Origin of the sequence: Neobacillus sp. NPDC058068 (assembly GCF_042885335.1) — a bacterium.
Classification (GTDB): domain Bacteria; phylum Bacillota; class Bacilli; order Bacillales; family Cytobacillaceae; genus Neobacillus.
Genome location: NZ_JBHVSI010000013.1, coordinates 32,134 through 52,537, shown reverse-complemented (window position 1 = coordinate 52,537; position 20,404 = coordinate 32,134). Strand labels below are relative to the sequence as shown.

Below are 20,404 nucleotides of genomic sequence, written 5' to 3'. Positions count from 1 at the left end.
CTACTTTGGTTCAGGTGTTGGAGTTGGTTCCCCGTAATTTTCATATTTCTTCGTGATTAAATCATGAATTTTCTTGGGGCTTTTACCGTCAAGATGCATATCTACTGCATCCCTGGCTATATCAACACAGGTGTCACATGATATACCGTGCGAATCCCATTCTGTTACTGCATTTTCTCCACCAACTTGCTTAACAAAACAATCAAGATTACTCTTATGACCCTCTACACTGCAACCACAATAGCAAGGGACAGATGCTATGACTTCAGGATACGTTGCTGCCATTACGTATGTTTCTTGAACTTTTTCTGAAGAACTTAAAACATAATCAGGTAATGGCTTATGCTTTTTATCAAGTGCCCATTTTTCGTTATCGAGTTTGGAACCGCAGCCTGCAGCTATCAGGGCTATTGTAAAACAGAAAAATAAAAGAGCGGTAATTCGTTTCATTGTTGTATCACCTCTTCCTATTCATTTATACAATATAATCTTAACAAAAAGCGATTACATAAATAGTTGCAAATTCTTACTATTTAGTGAAGTTTTTAAGATAGATTCCTTTAATATAGAAAAAAGGCCTTTCTCCGATATTTTCGGAGTAAGACCTTTAAACTAATTACGCACGAGAAACGTAAGCTGCTTCTGATGTATTAATGATTAACTTGTCACCTTGGTTGATAAAGAAAGGAACTTGCACATGAAGTCCTGTTTCAAGGGTAGCGGACTTTGTTCCGCCAGAAGATGTATCCCCTTTAATCCCCGGCTCAGTTTCCGTTACTTCTAAAACAACCGTGTTTGGTAATTCAACACCAAGGGTTTCATAATTAAACATCATAATGTGTACTTCCATGTTTTCCTTTAAAAACTTTAGTTCATATTCAATGTTCGCAGCAGGAAGTTCTACCTGTTCGTAGGATTCCATATCCATAAATACATGTTGATCACCGCTTGCATACAAATATTGCATTTTGCGGTTATCAATTTGTGCTTTTTCTACTTTCTCGCCAGCACGGAAGGTTTTTTCTTGAATCGCTCCATTACGAAGGTTACGCAGCTTGGAGCGAACAAATGCTGCTCCCTTACCTGGCTTAACGTGTTGGAAATCCAAAACGCGCCATAGGCCGCCATCCACTTCAATTGTTAAACCTGTTTTAAAATCGTTAACAGAAATCATCTTTAATATCCTCCTATGGTTTTACAATATAATTAGTTCTTTTGTAGAATGAGTAAGGGCTTGGTTCCCATCTTCGGTTAATAACGTATCATCTTCAATACGAACGCCGCCTAGTCCGGGAATGTAAATACCTGGTTCACATGTTACCATCATTCCCGTTTCTAAAATAACTTCAGATTTCATCGAAAGACTAGGACCTTCGTGAACCTCAAGTCCAATACCATGTCCTGTTGAATGCCCAAAGTATTCTCCATAACCCTTTTCTGTTATGTAGTCTCTTGTTAACGCATCTGCTTCCTTACCTGTAATCCCAGGTTTGATTCCAGCCATACCTCTTAGTTGTGCTTCAAGAACAATCTCATAAATTTCTCTTAGCTTCCCGTCCGGGTCACCCACAGCAACTGTCCGTGTGATATCAGATACATACCCATTATAGTAAGCACCATAATCCATTGTGACGAAATCGCCAGCTTCAATTACTTTATCACTCGCAACACCATGTGGAAGTGCAGAGCGATACCCTGAAGCAACAATCGTATCAAAGGAAGATGAAGTCGCGCCGGCCTTTCTCATAAAGAACTCTAATTCATTCGATACCTCTAATTCCGTTTTTCCAGGTCGAATAAAATCCAAAATATGTTTAAAAGCTGCATCGGCAATATCTGCCGCTACCTTTAATATCTTAATCTCTGCATCGGTCTTTATCAAGCGTAATTTTTCAATGACTCCTGTGATAGGAACAAGTTCAGCTTCCACTTCTTTATCATATAATTTAAAAGAGGAGCATGTTAAGTAATCCTCTTCAAAACCAAGTTTCTGAATCCCTAAATTTTTTGCAAGTCGCGCGACTTCTTCAGGAATGGAACTAGAAAATTTTACAATTTCAAATCCTTGGCATTGCTTTGCGGCCTGTTCAATATAACGGAAATCGGTAATAAACTGTGCCTTATCAGCACTAATTAATACAACGCCGGCAGAGCCAGTAAAGTTTGATATGTAGCGGCGGTTAAATGGGCTTGTTATCAGAATCCCATCAATTCCGTGATTTGAAAAATTGGATCTTAGTCTTTCTATTTTTTCCAATCGTCTCCACTCTCCTTTTCTAATCCTATAAGGACAAAAATATTTTATCACAACCTAACAATTCCGACTAATCCGAACTTAAGTTGAAGCCTCTTTCTCTTGTACATTATTAATTTGATACTCGTAATTAATGGAATAACCAATGAAAATTCCATATAGGATATATAAGCAAATCGAGGTTATGATTGTATCGATGTTTAAATCGTTAAACGGTTTTATCCCGGGAAATAGAGGATTTAGAATAAAAAACACTAATAAGAACAAAACGATTCCATAGCCAATACCGAACCAATATCCTTTGAACTTTTTTAGACATGCATAATAAATAAAGGCAGCGACAACAGAAAACACGCCCAGGAAAATAATGGATATCACAGTTCCCAGCCACCCAATTTTCCAATCTCCCAGAGCCCATGGTTCCAGTATGACATTTGGACGAATTTCTGTAAAATTAAAATAGTAGGCAAAAAAGCCAACCGTTCCCCAAAAAACCCCTCCAAATAAACCGGTCCAAAATACCATAGCCAAAAAAGACATCGGTTTCGGATAATTTACACTTTCCTGTTCATTTACCATTGTACCATCCTCCGTTTACTTTAAGTTTTTGGGATTGTGCTTATCACTAGAGGTGATTGTTCAAGTATCACAATAAAAATGGAAAATCTATACTAAATTCGATAATATTATGCCCTTAGAATGTTAATCCTTACATGTAAAAATATTTTTTCTAATTTTAAATGGAAATATTATGTCATCCTAGAGGTTTTTTCATTTTTCTAGTAGAATAAAAGTAAGTACAAACAGATTTTATTTCTGCTATTGTGCAACTTTTGATATAGGTTGGTGTTAAACTACATGTCCAATTCTCAAAAACCTGTTTATGGCGGCCAAGCGGTCGTTGAAGGAGTCATGTTTGGCGGGAAACATCATTATGTGACTGCAGTTCGCAGAAAAGATCGCTCTGTTGAATACTTTCATTTACCGCGGAAAGCAAATCCAGCTTTAACGAGCTTAAAAAAAATCCCTTTCCTTCGTGGAATCATTGCTATTATTGAAGCTAGTGCCAATGGATCAAAACATTTAAACTTTTCTACTGAAAGATTTGATGTCGACCCAAAAGACGATGATACAATAAAGGAAAAAGAAGTCTCTAAGCTGACAATGTACTTAGGAGTTGCTGCGATAGGAGTGATTTCATTCTTATTTGGAAAATTTGCCTTTACATTAGTCCCTGTTTTCCTAGCAGTTCTAACGAAACCAATATTTCCATCGGATTTTGCACAGGTTTTAGTGGAGGGGTTTTTTAAGCTTGTACTGCTCCTATGCTATATCTATTTTGTCTCGCTAACCCCGCTTATCAAAAGAGTGTTTCAATATCATGGTGCTGAGCATAAAGTAATTAACACCTATGAATCAGGGGCAGAGCTGACCGTTGAAAATGTTCAGGCCCATTCCCGCCTGCATTATCGCTGCGGCAGCAGTTTCATCCTATTTACTGTCATCGTTGGTGTTTTTGTCTATATGCTGGTTCCTACGACACCGCTCTGGTTAAGGGTTGTCGATCGTCTTCTTTTAATACCTGTTGTACTGGGCATTTCTTTTGAAGTCCTTCAGGTTACTAACAAGCTAAGAGATATTCCCGTGTTGAAGTATTTAGGCTATCCCGGACTTTGGCTCCAGCTGTTAACGACAAAAGAGCCAAATAATGACCAAGTTGAAGTAGCAATTCTTTCCTTTAATGAACTGCTAAGAAGAGAAAAGGAAACTGAGTACGAAATAGAAAATAAAGAAATTGTCTAAATCTTAGTTTTCATGTGTTTAAAAGCTAGTAAAAATGCTTATGATGCTCTTAGGGAGGTGGCTTTCTTGAAAAATCGGACATCAGTTTTTATTGTTTGGGGACTTATCATTCTAGCCTTACTTGGTTTATTTAGTTCATTTACAGCTAATCCTGCCGGTTTCCTACAGAAAATAGCTGTCTTTGCCATAATCGGTCTGCTCATTTTTTTCCTTGTTCGGAAGTTTTCATCTTCAAGCCCTCAAAAAAAAGAGCAGCGAGCATTTCTTAAAGCAGCAAAAAAGTCAAAAAAGCGATTGCAGCAAAAGAGCGGAGACGGGGCTGCTAAGACCTCCTCTATTGGGGCGTTAACAACTTTAAAGAAGGGCAACAAGATAAAAAAGAAATCTCCTGCTCACCTAACCGTTATCGATGGGAAAAAGGGGAAAAAGAAAAATCGAGCGTCTTTATGACACTCGATTTTTTTAATAACCCCAATTATTTAAGAATTTTTTTGCATGTTCTCGGCCTATTTCAAATAATTTCTGCTTTTTTTCTTCGGTTAAATTAAATTCGGTTAGCGAAACTCCTTCCGCCGTAATAAAAATAATATTCTCCACATGCTTTTTGGAAATATATCTTTGATCATGGGCATCCTTCATCGTCTCAAATAATGCGCCAAATAATTGAATACCATTTTTTATTTTATGTTTTTCATGTTCATATTCACTTGGACTAAGTTTGATACCTAGTACAGGTCTGACCTTTTTTACATTATCCTTATCAAAAAGCCACATTGGAAAATTACTAAGTACTCCCCCATCCACGATTATGCTCATTCCATCCAGCGAGCGCAATTTAACTGGTTCAAAAAAATAAGGGATACTGCAGCTCATTCTGATGGCTTTTGCGATAGAGAACGAACCTGGTGGTATCCCGTATTTTTCTAAATCATCCGGCAAAACAATCATTTGTCCCTTCGAAAGGTCTGAAGCAATTACCCTAAGGGCTTTGGGAGGTAGATCTGAGAATGTTCTTATCCCCTTTGCTTCCAGTTTCTCTTTCATCCATTTTTCAAGCTCATTTCCTTTATAAAGTCCTAATCTCCAGTATAAGAGCAGCCATTTAGCAATCGAAAAAGGAATGATGGATTTACGGGTATCGAGCATTTTGGGCAGATCAAACTCATCCACCAATTGATAAATTTCTTTACTCGTATACCCAGCCGCAATTAAGGCGGCTACGATGGACCCTGCACTTGTTCCTGCGACCCTCGCAAACTGAAATCCCCTGCTTTCAATTTCTTCATAGGCACCAACGAGTGTAAATCCTCTAATTCCGCCTCCTGCAAAAACACCATCTATTTTCATGGCAGTCACTCCTAAAGATGAACTCATTGTTACATCTTTAATCGGTATAATAAGAAAATAGTACGGTGGACGAGGATAAAATTTTTAGAATACAGGTTTTCGATAGTGTAAAAGCAGAAAAAAACTGACAATTTTTTTGTCAGCCTTTTTCATTCAGGTTTTCAATTTTTATAGTTTCACTTTTTGTAAACGCAATGCATTAAGAACAACCGAAACGGAACTGAATGCCATCGCTGCACCGGCCAGCCATGGTGCAAGGAACCCTAGGGCGGCAACAGGGATGCCAAGCGAATTATAGGCAAGTGCCCAGAATAGATTTTGTTTAATATTGGTAATCGTTTTTGTGCTCATGAAGATTGCGTCCGCGATACTATTTAAATCACCGCGAATCAGTGTGATATCGGCCGCTTCCATCGCAACATCTGTACCAGTGCCAATCGCCATTCCAATTTCAGCAATGGCCAGTGCCGGAGCATCGTTAATGCCATCTCCAACCATAGCAACTTTTTTGCCCTGAGCCTGCAATTTCTTAATTTCAATTGCTTTCCCCTCTGGAAGAACCTCTGCAATTACATGTTCAATCCCTGCCTGGGCAGCGATTGCCTTGGCCGTCTGCTGATTATCACCGGTAATCATGATAACATCAAGTCCCATTTTTTTGAGGCGGCTAATCGCTGTTTTAGAGGTTTCCTTAATTGTGTCCGCCACCGCAACCGTACCGGCATATTGACCGTCAATAGCAGCAAGCATCGCAGTCTTTCCGACCTTTTCCAGTTGATCCATTTTAGCTAGGGCATCCTTTATTTCTACCTGAGATTTGTTCATTAATTTTCTTGTTCCAACTATTACTTGTTTTCCATCAACGACTGCTTTAATTCCAAAACCCGGAACGGCTTCAAATTCTGTGACATCCATTAAAGAAATCCCTTTATCTTTAATCCCTTGAACAAGCGCTTGGGCAAGGGGATGCTCTGATTGTTTTTCTGCAGAACCTACTAATGCTAAAAATTCTTCCTCAATAAAAGAAGTTTCCGTAATAACATCCGTTAAAACCGGTGTTCCATTTGTTACCGTACCAGTTTTATCCAAAACAACCGTGGCAATCCGGTGAGTCATTTCCAAATGTTCTCCACCCTTAAAAAGGATTCCGTATTCAGCCGCCCGGCCGGAACCAGCCATTATAGATGTTGGTGTTGCCAATCCTAATGCACAAGGACAAGCGATAACAAGGACAGCAATCATTTTTTCTAAGGCATCTGCAAAATCTCCAGGGGCTACCCATACATACCAGATAATAAAAGTGATAACGGCAATAACAACAACAATTGGAACAAATACGCCAGAAATCTTATCGGCTAGTCGTTGGATGGGAGCTTTTGACCCCTGCGCTTCTTCTACCACTTTAATGATTTGTGCCAGGACTGTATCCCGGCCAACTTTTGTCGCTTCAATTTGCAAGAAACCATTTTTATTCAATGTTGCTCCGACTACCTCGTCCCCGATACTCTTATCCACTGGCACACTTTCACCTGTCAGCATTGACTCGTCAACAGCAGAACGCCCTTCAATAATTTTTCCATCCACAGGTATCTTTTCACCGGGCTTAATATACAGGAGATCACCGGCAACTACCTCTTCGATTGGAATTTCTAATTCTATTCCATTCCTAACCACGGTTGCAGTCTTTGCCTGTAGACCCATTAATTTTTTGATTGCTTCTGAGGAGCGCCCTTTTGCTTTCGCTTCAAAAAGCTTCCCTAATATAATTAATGTAATGAGGACAGCACTTGTCTCAAAATATAGATCTACGCTATGAGCACTTTCGATAAGCGACATAATTGATAAATATAAACTATAGAAATAAGCTGCCGATGTACCTAAGGCAACAAGTACATCCATATTGGCCCCTTTATTTTTAATTGCCTTGTAAGCTCCTACGTAAAACTGACCTCCAATAACAAATTGAACTGGTGTAGCCAAAATTAACTGGAACCAAGGATTCATAAACATATTGGGTACATAAATAAACGAGGTAAACGAAAAGTGACCTACCATTGCCCATAGAAGGGGAAATGACAAGATGGCAGAAAAGATGAACTTTTTTGATTGTTTGGCAATTTCTTTCTGGCGATGGTCGCTCGTATCTTTTGCCTCTTCTTTTATAAGTGCACCGTAACCGAGGTTTTCGACCTTTTTAATAATATCACTGATTGAAAGTGCGGAATCGTTGAACTCAACGGTTGCTTTTTCAAGCGCCAGATTCACGTTTGCTTTTACAACGCCATCTAACTTATTTAGTCCCTTTTCAATTCTGGTTGCGCAGGCAGCACAAGTCATCCCGGTAATGTCCAATTCCGCCTTTTCTGTAACGACATCGTACCCTAGGTCTCTGATCTTCTTTTCAATATCTTCCACTTTTATTACTGTTGAATCGTATTTAATCGCTGATTTTTCCAAGGCCAGATTGACCGTGGCTGTCTCTACTCCTGCTAATTTCTTTAGACCCTTTTCAATTCGTGTTGCACAGGCTGCACAAGTCATTCCAGAGATTTGTAAATTTGTTTCCTTTAAACTTTGACTCATGAATGTCAGCTCCTCATACCCTATAGAGGTATATTTTGTTGAGAAAAGAACGTGCTAGCAACTAGCACGTCTTTATTACTAACTATTTCACATCGTATCCTTGGTCTTCAATTGATTCTTTAATTTCATCTAATGATACCACTTGTGTATTAAACTCTACATCAACAGTAGCTCCTTTTAAATTTACCTTTACAGAAGAAATGCCTTTAAGTGCACCAACATTTCCTTCTACCGCTTTCACACAGTGATCGCATGACATTCCTTCAACGTTTAATATTACTCTTTCCATCGATAATCTCTCCCTTTTATCAGCTTTTAAATATGTCTCGCTTAACCTTATCTTACTATACCCCCCTACCCTATGTAAAGGGGTTTTTCAACTTTCACAATTTGTTTATAAAGACCAATACGTTATCGTATCAAATATTCCTAATAAAAGTATTACAGCGCCTGCCACCCGTTGAATAGCGATACCAAACTTTCTACCTTTTTTCATTAATGCACCGCTTCCGCCAAAGTACCAAATTAGGGAAATGACAAATAATACTGGCAAGGCGGTACCTATCGCAAAGATGGACGGGAGAATAACTCCATAGGAACTAGATAAGACGAGTGGCATTAAAGTAACAAAAAACAAAATGAACATAGTTGGACAAAAAGCAAGCGAAAAACTAAATCCCAGCATAAAAGAACCGAATGGATGTCCAAGCTTGTATTCCTTTGACCTCTTAAACAAATTGAATGTCCCTGTTAATTTGATGAAACCTAACAAATAAATACCAACAATGATTAATAACGGACCCATTAGCTTGCGGATCCAAGGAAAATAGAGTATTAAGTTTTGTTCGATTCCCTTTCCGAGCAGCCACACTAGACCGCCTAATAAGGAGAAGGCAGTTATTTTTCCAAGTGTAAAACTGAAAACTTCTTTCCACAGGATTTTCTTTTGGATGGAACTGTTCCCATAAAGTGTAACAGCACTAATATTGCCTGTAAGCTGACACGGCGCAAGTGCACCCACGAGTCCTAAAATAAAGGCAAAAAGAATCGGCCAGGATTCCAGACTACTTGCCATCTCAAAAAACGGCTTACTTATAAAAGAACTGAATTGACTCATTAAATTGTACATAGGATCACCATATTGTTTTCCCTTGTTTTTAATAAACTACATTTGTCTTGTTAATACAATAGTAACCTGACAATATGAAGAAAATATGTAGAGATTTCGACAATTTTGCGGCAGCTCCTCAATTAATTTGAAACAGAAAAAAACATCGGCCGGGCCGATGTTTTCATCCATTGCTTATATACGTTTTGCACCAATAAATTTTGGATTCCAGTAGCTGTTATTAGTATAGGTTATCATTACGCCTTTTGACGAAGAAGCCATAATCATCTTACCTGCTCCGATATACATCGCGACATGTGTTGGTTTACTTGCTTTACTTGGTGCGTAAAACAGTAAGTCTCCTGCTTGTATAGAACTTACTCGATATCCTTTTGTATAGTACATTTCAGCCGCTGTTCGTGGTAAAACTTTACCTGCCTGAGCGAATGAATATTTTATAAGACCGGAGCAATCGAAGCCTCTTGGTGTTATTCCGCCCCATTTATATGGAACACCGAGATTCGCTTTGGCAACCGAAATTGCTTTTGTATGATAGTACGCCGCTTCAGCTTTATCACCCGTAGTGGCAAACACCGAGCTAAGTCCAATTGTAATCGCAAGTGCTGTGATGAATTTTTTTAGCATAATGTTATTCCCCCTTGGTGTGATTTGATACTCATACTATACAAGGAAAGGATAACAGGGACATCACGTAGAGATTACAATTTGGTTACAAAGTTATATTGATATAGTTTATTGATGCTGTGTATTCTTCTTAGTGAGTGACTGGGCGACAAGGTTCTTTTTTGAAGCAGCTTGAACACTTCTTTGGGTAGAAAAAAGGATGGAAAAATTAATCTCCATCCCTTTTGAAATCCTTATAGACCGCACCTTAATTGGGCACCGCAGTTTGTACAGGTATTACAGCCGCCGATTTCTTTTACTTTCCCTTTACGGCAGACTGGGCATGTGTTGCCAACTTCGGAACCTATTGTTACATCCGTTGATCGTAGGTCAGTGATGGTATCAATAAGAACAACATGTTGCTTTGGTTTTTCATCAAACATTGATAATTGTTCATTGGTATTTTCTTCAGCTTTAAGTGTTAGGACCTGGGAATCCCTTGATCCGTCTACATAGACAGTACCGCCTTTGGCACCGCCAAGATAAAGGCGCTCGTAAACTTTTTCGACCTGTTCTACGCTATACCCTTTCGGCGCATTGACGGTTTTACTAATCGAGCTGTCAATCCAGCGCTGAATCACACATTGTACATCTGCATGGGCTTCTGGCGCCAGCTCCATCGCTGCTACGAACCAGTTCGGAAGATTGTTTGCATCGGCTTCTGGATGCTGATCTAAATATTCTTGCACGATATCTGCTTTTACTTCGATAAACTTACCAAGACGTCCACTGCGGAAATAAGAGAATGAGAAATAAGGCTCTAATCCTGTAGAAACGCCAACCATTGTTCCAGTACTCACTTTTGTTACTCTCTATAAAAAACTTACAGAGGGCGGGATTATCAGTACCCGCTCCATATGTCGCCATATGGGTCAGACTCTATCACCAACCATTTAAAATGGTTGCTCAGCGTAATAGTCGTTGAGGGGTCAGCCACGACTTCCCTGCGGATTGTCTGGTAGGCTATATCGCCAACACTCTTACATTTTTACCTATTAATTGTTGGCAAGACAAGGTAATAAGAGATACGCCAGGGTTTCCCGCATATAGCTAAGTTTACGCAGCGCTCTTACGAACACTGGGGGCAATATGTTTACCCGTTGGAGCAACAGTTAGCAAATGTGAATTTCTAATTCCGTTTTCTAAAATCGATTGACGGACATCTTCAGGCATTTTTTTCATAAAGCCAGTATCGATGAAAGCTTGTCGTAACCGATTTGTATCATTTTGTGTATCACCGGTTAAGAACGGGAAGCTTCCCTTTTCTTGAGCTAATTCAATCGATGTTCTATAGGCAGTAGTAGCAATCGTTTCAAATACTTGATCAACTAGTTTGTTTCCTTCAGGCGAACCATACTCCGTTTCGCAGTATATAAGCAAATCGTGTAAGCCCATAACACCTAAACCGACACGGCGTTCACCAAGAGCTTGCTTTTTATTTTCATCCAAGAAATAAGGGGTAGCGTTGATGACATTGTCCTGCATCCGGACGCCGACCGCAACTGTTTTTCTTAACTTTTCAAAATCAACTGTTTTAGTTTCCTTATCTGCCATTTCTGCAAGGTTAACAGCAGCGAGGTTACACACTGAAAATGGTGCAAGTGGCTGTTCCCCACAGGGATTTGTTGCAACGACCTGTTGTCCATACGCTTTTGCGTTCGTCATATCGTTAGCATTATCGATAAAGAATATTCCTGGCTCGGCGGAGTAAGTAGCACAGATGTTTATTAAATTCCAAAGCTCTTTGGCTTTGATTTTTTTATAAACTCGCACTTTGTGTCCGAACTTTTCCCACTCACGTACATCACCAACTTGATGCCATTCTTCATTGTAGATTTTCATTTCCTCTTCGTTGTAGTGTTCAACATAAGGGAATCGAAGCTCATATTCACTATCTTTTTCAACAGCTTCCATAAACTCCTTTGTCAAACAAACGGATATGTTTGCTCCAGTTAGGAATTCAGAATTATGAACAGTATAGGTACCACCGGTTGCTAATTTTTCTTCTGCATCAGCAATAATCCTTTCATCAAACCCACCATAGCCAGGAATATTTTTGTAATTCACAATTCCCTGGTACATTGCAGTTTCCTGAAGTGTTAATGGTGTAAATTTTAGTTTATCTTTTGCATGTTTTTTAATCGTTTCATCATTTGTATTTTCAATTAAGAATCGAAGAATTTTCGGATTTTGCATTTTAGAAATAATAAATTCAATAATGTCTGGATGCCAGGACGATAACATGATCATTTGTGCCAGAATGTTACATTGATTCGTTACATCAACTCTCTAGGTCACCCTAGATGCTCAGACCATATCTTACACTCAACGAGTGCCCTCGCGCTTCGGAATCACTTGATCCCTACTCTACTTGCTTCCACATTTTAGTGTGCTTTCGATGGCCGTTGAACCTTCACCTTTTTACAGGTGCTTGGCTGCTGATTGTCTTTATCCACTTACTGTTTTTAAGCATTCACGCTCACCGTTTCCAGTCACGTTGTAGCCAGCAAGCCATAAAAGAGTTCCCAGCAATTCACGAGGTTAATTTATAGACGAGGCACTTTTGCTGATTTACCACGTCTTGATCCACCCTGCTCAACCAAATGCGTCAATTTCGCAATATCATCCAGCCATGAAACCGATCCGGAAGATTTTCCATTTACGCCTCTAGCCAAGGTGTTTCGCGGTCTTAATGTCGAACCATTTGTGCCGACACCACCGCCCCGGCTCATAATCTCCATTACCTGCTTACGATGGTCGGAGATGCCTTCACGAGAGTCTGGAACAAACGGCATCACATAACAATTAAAAAAAGTGACGTCAGTATTTGCCCCGGCTCCATACAAAACGCGCCCTGCCGGAATAAAATTCATTGTCACAAGCTCTTGATAAAACTTATCGAACCACTCAATGCGCTTCTCTTCCGTTTCTTCCACCAAAGCAAGACCTGTGGCATTCCGTTTGGCTATTTGCTCGTAGAAAAGCTCCAATGGCTTTTCAATGATATCAAGTGACCGCCAAATAAGTCCTGAACTTGTTTCCTCGGGATCATCAAGGACACCCCTAAATTCCTCTTCAACCAAGACCTTGGCTTTTTTCCTCTCCCAGTCAATTTCCACAATGGTGCCAAGACCGCGTGCTGGAAATTTTGGATCCTCTTTAATTGTCAAAACAACAAAGTCGCCATTTGTCAGGGTAATTTTTGCCGTGTCTTTAAAGGTGTAGCGGTCAAGCATGACCAATCTTGATACACCCTTGTGAGTTATCTTCATATCTGGGGTAACTGGGTGTACACTGGGGAATAAGCGGATATCCTCATTCAACCTATCAAAATCAATATTCATTTTTTGTCTAAAAACTACAGACATGAGAACAACTCCTTGTAATAGATTCTAGTAAGTTATGCTTTATCTTGTTGCCTTAATATCCACTAGGTTAACATAGAGAAACACCATAAATCAATATATAGTACCGAAAATATTTTCGACACCACTATATATTGTAGTTAAGGCAAATAACAATGATTTTGTCAAACTTAAAAAAAACTAGATTTTGGAGAAAATGAAAGCATTCAACTTGTTTTCGTTAAAAAACAGGATATTTTAACAAATTTCGCGCCTTGCCTCTTTTTTTAAAAAGTAATAGCCGCAAAAACGAAAAAAGCGGCCAGCGCCGCTTCCATCTACCGTTTTAAATTCCATTCATCACTTTCGTAACGCGCACTCGCTAACCGCTGAACGTAGACCAGTTCTTCTTCGGTTAGTTGATACGGTTCAAGTTCAATATTCAACCCTTCAGCAAAGCCCTTATAAAAAGCCTCTTTTGCTTCATCAAGGGTGATCCTCCGCGAGCTAATCGCATTGATGGCCACCGCCTTATCCTTAAAGGCCTTCTTCATTCGTTCCTTGACCCGTTCATTAGAGTATTTGAATAGACTGAAAAGCTTATCTTCGTCTAAATCCAATAGAATCGAGCCGTGCTGCAGAATAACACCCTTTTGCCGCGTCTGTGCACTTCCTGCTACCTTTCTGCCTTCGACGACAAGCTCATACCAGCTTGGGGCATCAAAACAGACAGCAGAGCGCGGGTTTTTCAACGCATCCCTTTCCTCTGGAGTTTTTGGAACCGCGAAATACGCCTCAAGCCCTAAATGGTGAAAACCTTTTAATATTCCTTCCGAAATGACCCGGTATGCTTCGGTAACGGTCTTAGGCATTTCCGGATGTGCTTCTGATACAATCACACTATATGTAAGCTCATGTTCATGAAGGACTCCACGCCCGCCAGTAGGTCTTCGGACAAACCCCAGCCCATGTGCCTTTACGGCATCCATATCAATTTCTTTTTCAACGTTTTGAAAATAGCCCACAGATAAGGTTGGAGGGTTCCAGCCATAAAAGCGGATTACCGGCGGAAATTTCCCCTCGCTGTGCCAATCAAGTAACGCTTCGTCTAAAGCCATATTAAAAGCAGGTGAACTATTTCCGGAATCGATAAATCTCCAAATTTCATTATTCATTCAAAAACCTCATTTTAATAAAATCATATCAATTTTAGTCTACCAAAATCTGATAGGAATTCAAAATGAGATGATTCTGCTATAATTAAATAAGGCAAAAATGAAAAGAATTTTCCTATTCATCTTTATCTTTATGGAAATGACTTATATAATAAAAACTAGTGCAGGAAAGCTTGAAAGGAGCAAAAAGAAGTTGAGTTCACTTTATGTCTTATTAATCATTTTGGCAGCAGTAATTATTTACTCCGTTTTCACCTACTTCTATCAGAAGAGGATTGTTAAAACGGTAACCGAAGAAGAGTTTCGTGCCGGATACAGAAAGGCACAACTAATAGATGTTCGGGAAGCAAACGAATTCGATGGCGGCCATATTTTAGGGGCACGTAATATCCCAATGTCCCAGATGAAAATGCGAATGAAGGAAATTCGCCAGGATATGCCTGTTTACTTGTATTGCCAAAGCGGCATGCGCAGCGCACGTGCAGCACAATTTTTGCACAAAAAAGGTTATAAAGACCTAACCCAGCTGCAAGGCGGGTTCAAAAAGTGGTCTGGCAAAGTAAAAGTTAAGAAGTAACATTAAAAGAGGATGTCTAAAAAAGGTCTGACCTTTTGACATCCTCTTTATCGCGATAATCAATCTTTATGTGCTAGTCAGTTTTCGTCTATCTTCGATTTGCGGAGGCTCCTCCATCCAGCCGTTCTTTATCATGATTTCCCCGCCTTTTTTGGCAAAAGCGTAAATGTCTAATGCAATTCGAGCCATTGTCATTGGTAAATCACTTCGTAAGCTAAATGCTCCCCCGAGTGCATTACTCCCAAGACCAAAAGTGCTTAACAAGTTGGTGATATACATCATCAACTTATCTGAAAATGGGGCTACTGTGGAATTAGTGGCTTTCCCTGCAGGTGTAGCCGGTGGTTCAATAAAATCTTCACGTAAAAATTCACCTAATGTGGTTTCAATTTTCATTGATAATTGCATACCCTTAACAAAATATTCTTTGACCTGTTTATCTTTTGCAACTTGGGCGAAGCCAATCATTAATTGCAAACCCACTAAGTTTGTCTCAATCGCATGATGGATCAGTGAAACTTCAATTGTATTTAAGGCTCTTGTCTTATTTAAAATGTTATAACCAGATAAATAATCATTATCTTGAACAAATGTAACCTCCTTTGGCATGGACACATATGGCGCACGAACAAGAACCCCTTTCTCCAAAAGAACTTTTGTTGCCCTTTCTAATTCCTCTTGGGAGTTATCAGTCAATAGCTTAAAAAAATCTCTGATATCTTGACGGAACGACATCGTTGAGTAGAGCGCAAATAGACTAATTCCGATTTTATTGATCATTTGTAAAAAAAACAAATCATAAAGATAATCGAATAATTTTGGCTTATTTTTATAAACATCCTTTTCAGTGAAACCAATCGGGACAACTGCTCCCTCTTCCTTAAAAATAGTACTAATAGTCTCGACGGCTTGTTTCGAAAAATCGTGACTTGATTGCAATAGTTGTTGAATTTCTTTTTCTTCAACATGTTCAAGTAAATGTTCGAGTACCCTCATGAGCATCGTTTTGTCCTGATAGGTCATCCATAGGTTTCCTAATTCAGATGCAGTCAATGGAATATGGTTTGAATCAGCCATTTTTTGCCCTCCTTGTCTAATTTTTATTATTTACCTAAGAATAAAAAAAAATAATACTCACCGTCGAGAAAGAAAAAAAGAGTCAGATTCATTATCCGAATCTGACTCAATCCTTTTTAATTCTTTTGATATTTTAATATTGGCTTCCGTGCTGCCATCGTTTCGTCCAATCGCCCCACAACCGTCGTATGCGGCGCCTCTTGCACAACCTCTGGATTTTCTTCCGCTTCTTTGGCAATTTGAATCATGATATCGACAAATGAATCGAGCGTCTCTTTTGATTCTGTTTCTGTTGGTTCAATCATGATACATTCTTCCACGTTTAATGGGAAGTAGATGGTTGGCGGATGGTAGCCGAAATCAAGCAGGCGCTTCGCAATATCCAATGTTCGCACACCTAATTTTTTCTGGCGTTTACCGCTTAGGACAAACTCGTGCTTACAATGCTGATCAAATGGCAGGTCGTAATGCTCAGCTAATCTTCTCATCATGTAGTTGGCGTTTAATACCGCATATTCCGTTACCGCTTTTAAGCCATCTGGCCCCATGGAGCGGATGTAAGTGTAGGCACGAACATTGATGCCGAAGTTGCCGTAGAATGGCTTCACACGGCCAATCGATTGCGGGCGGTCATAATCCAGCACAAACTCTTCGCCACGTTTCGAGATAATTGGCTTCGGCAGGAATGGAATTAAGTCTGCCTTGACTCCAACCGGACCTGAACCAGGACCGCCGCCACCGTGCGGGCCAGTGAAGGTTTTATGAAGATTTAAGTGGACCACGTCAAAGCCCATATCACCAGGTCTAGCTTTTGATAAAACCGCATTTAAGTTAGCCCCGTCGTAATAAACCTTACCGCCGGCATCGTGGACAATATCGGCAATTTCAAGAATATGTTCTTCAAATAGTCCAAGCGTATTTGGGTTTGTAAGCATAAGGGCAGCCGTATCTTCCCCGACAACCCTTCTTAAATCTTCAAGATCTACAAGGCCCTGATCGGTTGATTTTACTGTAATCGTATCAAAACCTGCGATCGTTGCAGATGCCGGGTTCGTGCCATGGGCGGAATCAGGAACGATTACCTTTGTTCGTTTCATATCACCGTTTGCTTCATGATAGGCACGGATTAGCATTAATCCGGTCCATTCCCCATGCGCACCTGCTGCTGACTGTAATGTCACTTCATCCATGCCGGTAATTTCAATTAAATGCTGCTGCAAATCATACATTAAACCTAATGCGCCCTGGACAGAGCTTTCATCCTGTAGTGGATGTACATGGGCAAAGCCATTAAAACGGGCAACATTTTCGTTAATTTTCGGATTGTATTTCATCGTACAAGAGCCTAATGGATAAAAACCTGAGTCCAAGCCATGGTTTCTTTTTGAAAGGGCGGTATAGTGACGCATGATATCAAGTTCAGAAACCTCTGGGAGCTCAGCTTCTTCTTCGCGTAAATACCCCTCCGGAAGAAGACTGGCCAAATCTAATTCTTGTACATCCATTTCAGGGAGACTGTATCCAATTCGGCCAGGTGTACTAGATTCAAAAATGAGTGCTTGATCTTGATTATGCATGCAAATCCCCCAATTCTCCTACAAAAATATCGATTTCTTCCTTCGTCCTTTGTTCTGTTACCGCAATCAGCATATGGTTAGCAAGCTCTGAATAGTCACGTCCTAAATCATAGCCGCCGATGATTCCATTTTGTAACAGTTTTTGATTTACTTCCTTCACTGGCTTGTTTAATTTGACGACAAATTCATTGAAGGAATGACCATCATAAACGACTTCAAAACCGGCGTTTTTAAAAGCAGTTTTTGCATAGTGAGCCTTCTGTAAATTAGCGGCTGCCATTTCGCGGACACCTTTTTTACCTAGGGCTGTCATCGCTACAGAGGCGGCAAGAGCGTTTAGGGCTTGATTAGAACAAATATTGGATGTCGCTTTTTCACGGCGGATATGCTGCTCACGCGCTTGGAGTGTTAAAACAAATCCACGGCGGCCTTGATCATCTACTGTCTGTCCAACAAGGCGGCCTGGAACTTTTCTCATTAATTTATTCGTGACAGCAAAATACCCGCAGTGCGGTCCGCCAAATGCAGTTGGGATTCCGAACGGCTGTGCATCGCCAATGACAATATCTGCTCCAAATTTGCCCGGAGGTGTTAATAGCCCAAGTGATAGCGGATTACTGTTGACCACAAGCATTCCTTTGCTTGTATGTACAATCTCCTCAATCTCTTTTAACGGCTCAATTCTGCCGAAGAAATTTGGATATTGAACGATAAATGCTGCAACATCATCATTGACTAAATCTTTTAATATTTCAACATCTGTTACTCCATCTTTTATAGGGACTTCGACAACCTCTAAATTCTGTCCTTTTGCATAGGTTTTCAGGACATCACGATACTCGGGATGAACAGCAGTTGAAACAAGAATGGTTTTTCGCTTAGTATGACCGGCACTTAGCATTGCTGCCTCAGCTAGGGCCGTTCCGCCATCATACATTGAGGAGTTGGCAACATCCATTCCTGTTAATTCACAAATCATTGTCTGGAATTCAAAAATCGCTTGCAGCTCACCTTGAGAAATTTCCGGCTGATACGGTGTATAAGCTGTATAAAATTCAGAACGAGAAATAACATGATCCACGATAACTGGCATGTAATGGTCATAAACACCAGCACCTAGAAAAGAGACATTTCTTTTCAAGTCGGCATTGCGGTCTGCTAACATAAATAGCTCTTTCATTAATGCCGTCTCAGACTTAGCCGCTTTAATATTATATTCTCCCTTAAACCTTACTTTTTCTGGGATATCGCTGAACAGTTCATCAATCGAGGAAACACCAATAGTATCAAGCATTGCCCTCTTATCTTCTTCAGTCATAGGTAAATAGCGATGTTTCATAAACCTAACTCCCTTCATGTTTTACTTTTCTCTTTTATAAAAAGGTGTTGGAACTACTGCAGCTTTTAAACGTTTGCCGCGAATTTCCACTTCGACCTCAGTATCAAGACCCGCAAATTCAGTTTTAATTAGTACAAGGCCAATATTTCTCTTTGATGTAGGTGGCTGCGTGCCAGTTGTTACTTCACCAATTAGCTCATCACCAATATAAACAGGGTAACCGTGACGAGGAATTCCACGGTCAATCATTTCGATTCCAACCAATTTTCTCGATAAACCATTTTCCTTTTGCTGTTTTAGTGCTTCTTTCCCAATAAAATCAGCTTCTTTATTCAATTTCACCGCAAAGCCAATCCCTGCTTCAAGCGGAGAAATTTCTGGTGAAAGCTCCTGCCCGTAAAGGGCTAGATTTGCTTCAAATCTTAGCGTGTCGCGAGCTCCCAACCCAACCGGCACGACGCCGTCTTCTTCACCTGCGGTTAAGATTGCTCTCCAAAGTTCAACAACATCACTCGCGTCACTATAAACCTCAAAGCCATCTTCACCGGTATAACCCGTCCTTGATACAAGTGTCTTTTTACCATTTATGATTACTTCTTGTTGAAATTTGAAAAAGCCGATTTCACTTAAATTGCTGTCAGTTAGTTTTTGCAATATTTTTTCAGCAAGCGGTCCTTGAAGTGCAAGCTGAGCCGTTTTCTCTGACAGGTTTTCAATGCTCACATCACCCTCTAAATGCTCTTCCATCCATTTGTAATCCTTATCAATATTGGATGCGTTTACAACTAGCAGATAATGGTTGTCTTCGATTTTATAAACAAGCAGGTCGTCGACTGTACCGCCGTCTTCATAGCACATCGCTGTGTACTGAGCCCCGCCATTTTTTATTTTGGATATGTCATTAGTCATCATTTTTTGCAAGTAGCTTAAGCTGTCACTGCCTTTTACCACTACTTCTCCCATATGGGATACGTCGAATAAGCCTGCACGAGTACGAACGGCTTCATGTTCTTCCTTTATGCTTGAGAATTGGACTGGCAGCTCCCATCCTCCGAAATCAATCGTTTTTCCACCGTATTCCTTATACACTTCAAAAAGCGGAGTACGTTTTAATTCGGTCACGATAAATCCCCCTTTGATTTTCTAATTATTGAATTATTTGTAAAATACCAAAATAGGACAAGCAAAAAAGGACAGAAACCTCCCTTGAATCATAAGAAGGTCTCTGTCCTTGCACCTGAAAGTTTACCATAACGGCTTTCCCCTTTGGTGGCTCACATCAATGATGAGCTCTCTCCAGAGCTGCGTCAAACAAGAGTTCTTTTGCCTGAGAGATTCACATCATCTGCTTGCTCCTTCGGCGCTACAAAGGTAGTCTCTCCCCTTGTTATCATTCGCATTTATAATATTATCCAATTTGGTCATACTAATTATACTTGTAAATTAAATTACTTTATTAAAATATTTTAAACTTTCAAAGCTAATATCATCCTACCATTAAAACAATACATTGGGCAATATCTTTTGTATCAAAAG

The 20,404-nt window shown here is 39.9% G+C and carries 17 protein-coding genes, 3 pseudogenes and 1 riboswitch; of the genes and pseudogenes, 3 read left to right on the top strand and 17 right to left on the bottom strand.

The annotated features are described in order from the left end of the window. The 4 genes from ACFVSW_RS16155 to ACFVSW_RS16140 all read right to left on the bottom strand — a co-directional run bounded on the left by ACFVSW_RS16155 (position 1) and on the right by ACFVSW_RS16140 (position 2,833). Positions 1 to 450: a PCYCGC motif-containing (lipo)protein gene (locus tag ACFVSW_RS16155; protein WP_387317687.1), complete on the bottom strand. Its 450-nt coding sequence runs from the start codon at positions 448 to 450 to the stop codon at positions 1 to 3. Between the two features lie 166 nt (positions 451 to 616). Then, positions 617 to 1,174, bottom strand: coding sequence for an elongation factor P (efp, locus tag ACFVSW_RS16150; RefSeq protein ID WP_387317686.1), 558 nt, complete (start codon positions 1,172 to 1,174; stop codon positions 617 to 619). 21 nt (positions 1,175 to 1,195) lie between these two features. Further along, positions 1,196 to 2,257 carry a M24 family metallopeptidase gene (locus ACFVSW_RS16145; RefSeq protein ID WP_387317685.1) on the bottom strand — a complete coding sequence of 354 codons (1,062 nt, stop codon included), beginning with the start codon at positions 2,255 to 2,257 and terminating at the stop codon, positions 1,196 to 1,198. Positions 2,258 to 2,335: 78 nt separating this feature from the next. Then, positions 2,336 to 2,833, bottom strand: a complete 498-nt coding sequence (locus tag ACFVSW_RS16140) for a YqhR family membrane protein (protein ID WP_387317684.1) — start codon at positions 2,831 to 2,833, stop codon at positions 2,336 to 2,338. A gap of 279 nt (positions 2,834 to 3,112) precedes the next feature. Here ACFVSW_RS16140 and ACFVSW_RS16135 point away from each other — a divergent pair, with 279 nt between their 5' ends. Then, the gene (locus ACFVSW_RS16135) at positions 3,113 to 4,057 is read left to right on the top strand and encodes a DUF1385 domain-containing protein (protein WP_387317683.1); all 945 of its coding nucleotides are present in this window, start codon (positions 3,113 to 3,115) and stop codon (positions 4,055 to 4,057) included. Between the two features lie 57 nt (positions 4,058 to 4,114). Next, positions 4,115 to 4,507 carry an SA1362 family protein gene (locus tag ACFVSW_RS16130; protein ID WP_387317682.1) on the top strand — a complete coding sequence of 131 codons (393 nt, stop codon included), beginning with the start codon at positions 4,115 to 4,117 and terminating at the stop codon, positions 4,505 to 4,507. A gap of 12 nt (positions 4,508 to 4,519) precedes the next feature. On the opposite strand, the gene ACFVSW_RS16125 is transcribed toward ACFVSW_RS16130, so the two are convergent. The 9 genes and pseudogenes from ACFVSW_RS16125 to ACFVSW_RS16085 form a co-directional block, all read right to left on the bottom strand. Then, the gene (locus tag ACFVSW_RS16125; RefSeq protein ID WP_387317681.1) at positions 4,520 to 5,404 is read right to left on the bottom strand and encodes a patatin-like phospholipase family protein; all 885 of its coding nucleotides are present in this window, start codon (positions 5,402 to 5,404) and stop codon (positions 4,520 to 4,522) included. Between the two features lie 168 nt (positions 5,405 to 5,572). Beyond that, positions 5,573 to 7,987, bottom strand: coding sequence for a heavy metal translocating P-type ATPase (locus ACFVSW_RS16120; RefSeq protein WP_387317680.1), 2,415 nt, complete (start codon positions 7,985 to 7,987; stop codon positions 5,573 to 5,575). Positions 7,988 to 8,069: 82 nt separating this feature from the next. Further along, complete coding sequence (gene copZ, locus ACFVSW_RS16115; RefSeq protein ID WP_387317679.1) at positions 8,070 to 8,276, bottom strand: copper chaperone CopZ; 207 nt, start codon at positions 8,274 to 8,276, stop codon at positions 8,070 to 8,072. Positions 8,277 to 8,381: 105 nt separating this feature from the next. Next, a complete protein-coding gene (locus ACFVSW_RS16110) occupies positions 8,382 to 9,116 on the bottom strand; it encodes an urease accessory protein UreH domain-containing protein (protein ID WP_387317678.1) in 735 nt (244 codons plus the stop codon). A gap of 174 nt (positions 9,117 to 9,290) precedes the next feature. After that, positions 9,291 to 9,740, bottom strand: a complete 450-nt coding sequence (locus ACFVSW_RS16105; protein ID WP_387317677.1) for a C40 family peptidase — start codon at positions 9,738 to 9,740, stop codon at positions 9,291 to 9,293. 233 nt (positions 9,741 to 9,973) lie between these two features. Then, positions 9,974 to 10,576 (bottom strand): annotated as a pseudogene (locus ACFVSW_RS16100) (hypothetical protein); the annotation flags it as partial. A gap of 298 nt (positions 10,577 to 10,874) precedes the next feature. Beyond that, positions 10,875 to 12,026: pseudogene (locus ACFVSW_RS16095) on the bottom strand (vitamin B12-dependent ribonucleotide reductase); the annotation flags it as partial. Between the two features lie 326 nt (positions 12,027 to 12,352). Continuing rightward, positions 12,353 to 13,147 (bottom strand): annotated as a pseudogene (locus ACFVSW_RS16090) (ribonucleotide reductase N-terminal alpha domain-containing protein); the annotation flags it as partial. Between the two features lie 314 nt (positions 13,148 to 13,461). Next, positions 13,462 to 14,298, bottom strand: a complete 837-nt coding sequence (locus tag ACFVSW_RS16085; RefSeq protein ID WP_387317676.1) for a lipoate--protein ligase family protein — start codon at positions 14,296 to 14,298, stop codon at positions 13,462 to 13,464. Between the two features lie 193 nt (positions 14,299 to 14,491). Between ACFVSW_RS16085 and ACFVSW_RS16080 the strand changes: the two genes are divergently transcribed. Beyond that, a complete protein-coding gene (locus ACFVSW_RS16080; RefSeq protein ID WP_024029764.1) occupies positions 14,492 to 14,875 on the top strand; it encodes a rhodanese-like domain-containing protein in 384 nt (127 codons plus the stop codon). A gap of 66 nt (positions 14,876 to 14,941) precedes the next feature. On the opposite strand, the gene ACFVSW_RS16075 is transcribed toward ACFVSW_RS16080, so the two are convergent. From ACFVSW_RS16075 to gcvT, 4 genes are all read right to left on the bottom strand, one after another. After that, complete coding sequence (locus tag ACFVSW_RS16075; RefSeq protein ID WP_387317675.1) at positions 14,942 to 15,952, bottom strand: DUF3231 family protein; 1,011 nt, start codon at positions 15,950 to 15,952, stop codon at positions 14,942 to 14,944. A gap of 116 nt (positions 15,953 to 16,068) precedes the next feature. Beyond that, a complete protein-coding gene (gene gcvPB / locus ACFVSW_RS16070) occupies positions 16,069 to 17,529 on the bottom strand; it encodes an aminomethyl-transferring glycine dehydrogenase subunit GcvPB (RefSeq protein ID WP_387317674.1) in 1,461 nt (486 codons plus the stop codon). Further along, the gene (gene gcvPA, locus ACFVSW_RS16065; protein ID WP_387317673.1) at positions 17,522 to 18,868 is read right to left on the bottom strand and encodes an aminomethyl-transferring glycine dehydrogenase subunit GcvPA; all 1,347 of its coding nucleotides are present in this window, start codon (positions 18,866 to 18,868) and stop codon (positions 17,522 to 17,524) included. Before gcvPA ends, gcvPB begins: the two co-directional genes overlap by 8 nt. A gap of 21 nt (positions 18,869 to 18,889) precedes the next feature. Further along, entirely contained in the window at positions 18,890 to 19,990 is a 1,101-nt protein-coding gene (gene gcvT / locus ACFVSW_RS16060; protein WP_387317672.1) for a glycine cleavage system aminomethyltransferase GcvT, read from the bottom strand. A gap of 183 nt (positions 19,991 to 20,173) precedes the next feature. Next, positions 20,174 to 20,262: riboswitch (glycine riboswitch) on the bottom strand. Positions 20,263 to 20,404 lie beyond the last annotated feature (142 nt).

Excerpts from the sequence above, each read along its gene's own strand:
- gcvPA (WP_387317673.1), bottom strand. The coding sequence starts at position 18,868 with ATGAAACATCGCTATTTACCTATGACTGAAGAAGATAAGAGGGCAATG.
- ACFVSW_RS16125 (WP_387317681.1), bottom strand. The coding sequence starts at position 5,404 with ATGAAAATAGATGGTGTTTTTGCAGGAGGCGGAATTAGAGGATTTACA.
- gcvPB (WP_387317674.1), bottom strand. The coding sequence starts at position 17,529 with ATGCATAATCAAGATCAAGCACTCATTTTTGAATCTAGTACACCTGGC.
- ACFVSW_RS16140 (WP_387317684.1), bottom strand. The coding sequence starts at position 2,833 with ATGGTAAATGAACAGGAAAGTGTAAATTATCCGAAACCGATGTCTTTT.
- copZ (WP_387317679.1), bottom strand. The coding sequence starts at position 8,276 with ATGGAAAGAGTAATATTAAACGTTGAAGGAATGTCATGCGATCACTGT.
- ACFVSW_RS16105 (WP_387317677.1), bottom strand. The coding sequence starts at position 9,740 with ATGCTAAAAAAATTCATCACAGCACTTGCGATTACAATTGGACTTAGC.
- ACFVSW_RS16120 (WP_387317680.1), bottom strand. The coding sequence starts at position 7,987 with ATGAGTCAAAGTTTAAAGGAAACAAATTTACAAATCTCTGGAATGACT.
- ACFVSW_RS16085 (WP_387317676.1), bottom strand. The coding sequence starts at position 14,298 with ATGAATAATGAAATTTGGAGATTTATCGATTCCGGAAATAGTTCACCT.
- efp (WP_387317686.1), bottom strand. The coding sequence starts at position 1,174 with ATGATTTCTGTTAACGATTTTAAAACAGGTTTAACAATTGAAGTGGAT.
- ACFVSW_RS16110 (WP_387317678.1), bottom strand. The coding sequence starts at position 9,116 with ATGTACAATTTAATGAGTCAATTCAGTTCTTTTATAAGTAAGCCGTTT.
- ACFVSW_RS16155 (WP_387317687.1), bottom strand. The coding sequence starts at position 450 with ATGAAACGAATTACCGCTCTTTTATTTTTCTGTTTTACAATAGCCCTG.
- ACFVSW_RS16135 (WP_387317683.1), top strand. The coding sequence starts at position 3,113 with ATGTCCAATTCTCAAAAACCTGTTTATGGCGGCCAAGCGGTCGTTGAA.
- ACFVSW_RS16075 (WP_387317675.1), bottom strand. The coding sequence starts at position 15,952 with ATGGCTGATTCAAACCATATTCCATTGACTGCATCTGAATTAGGAAAC.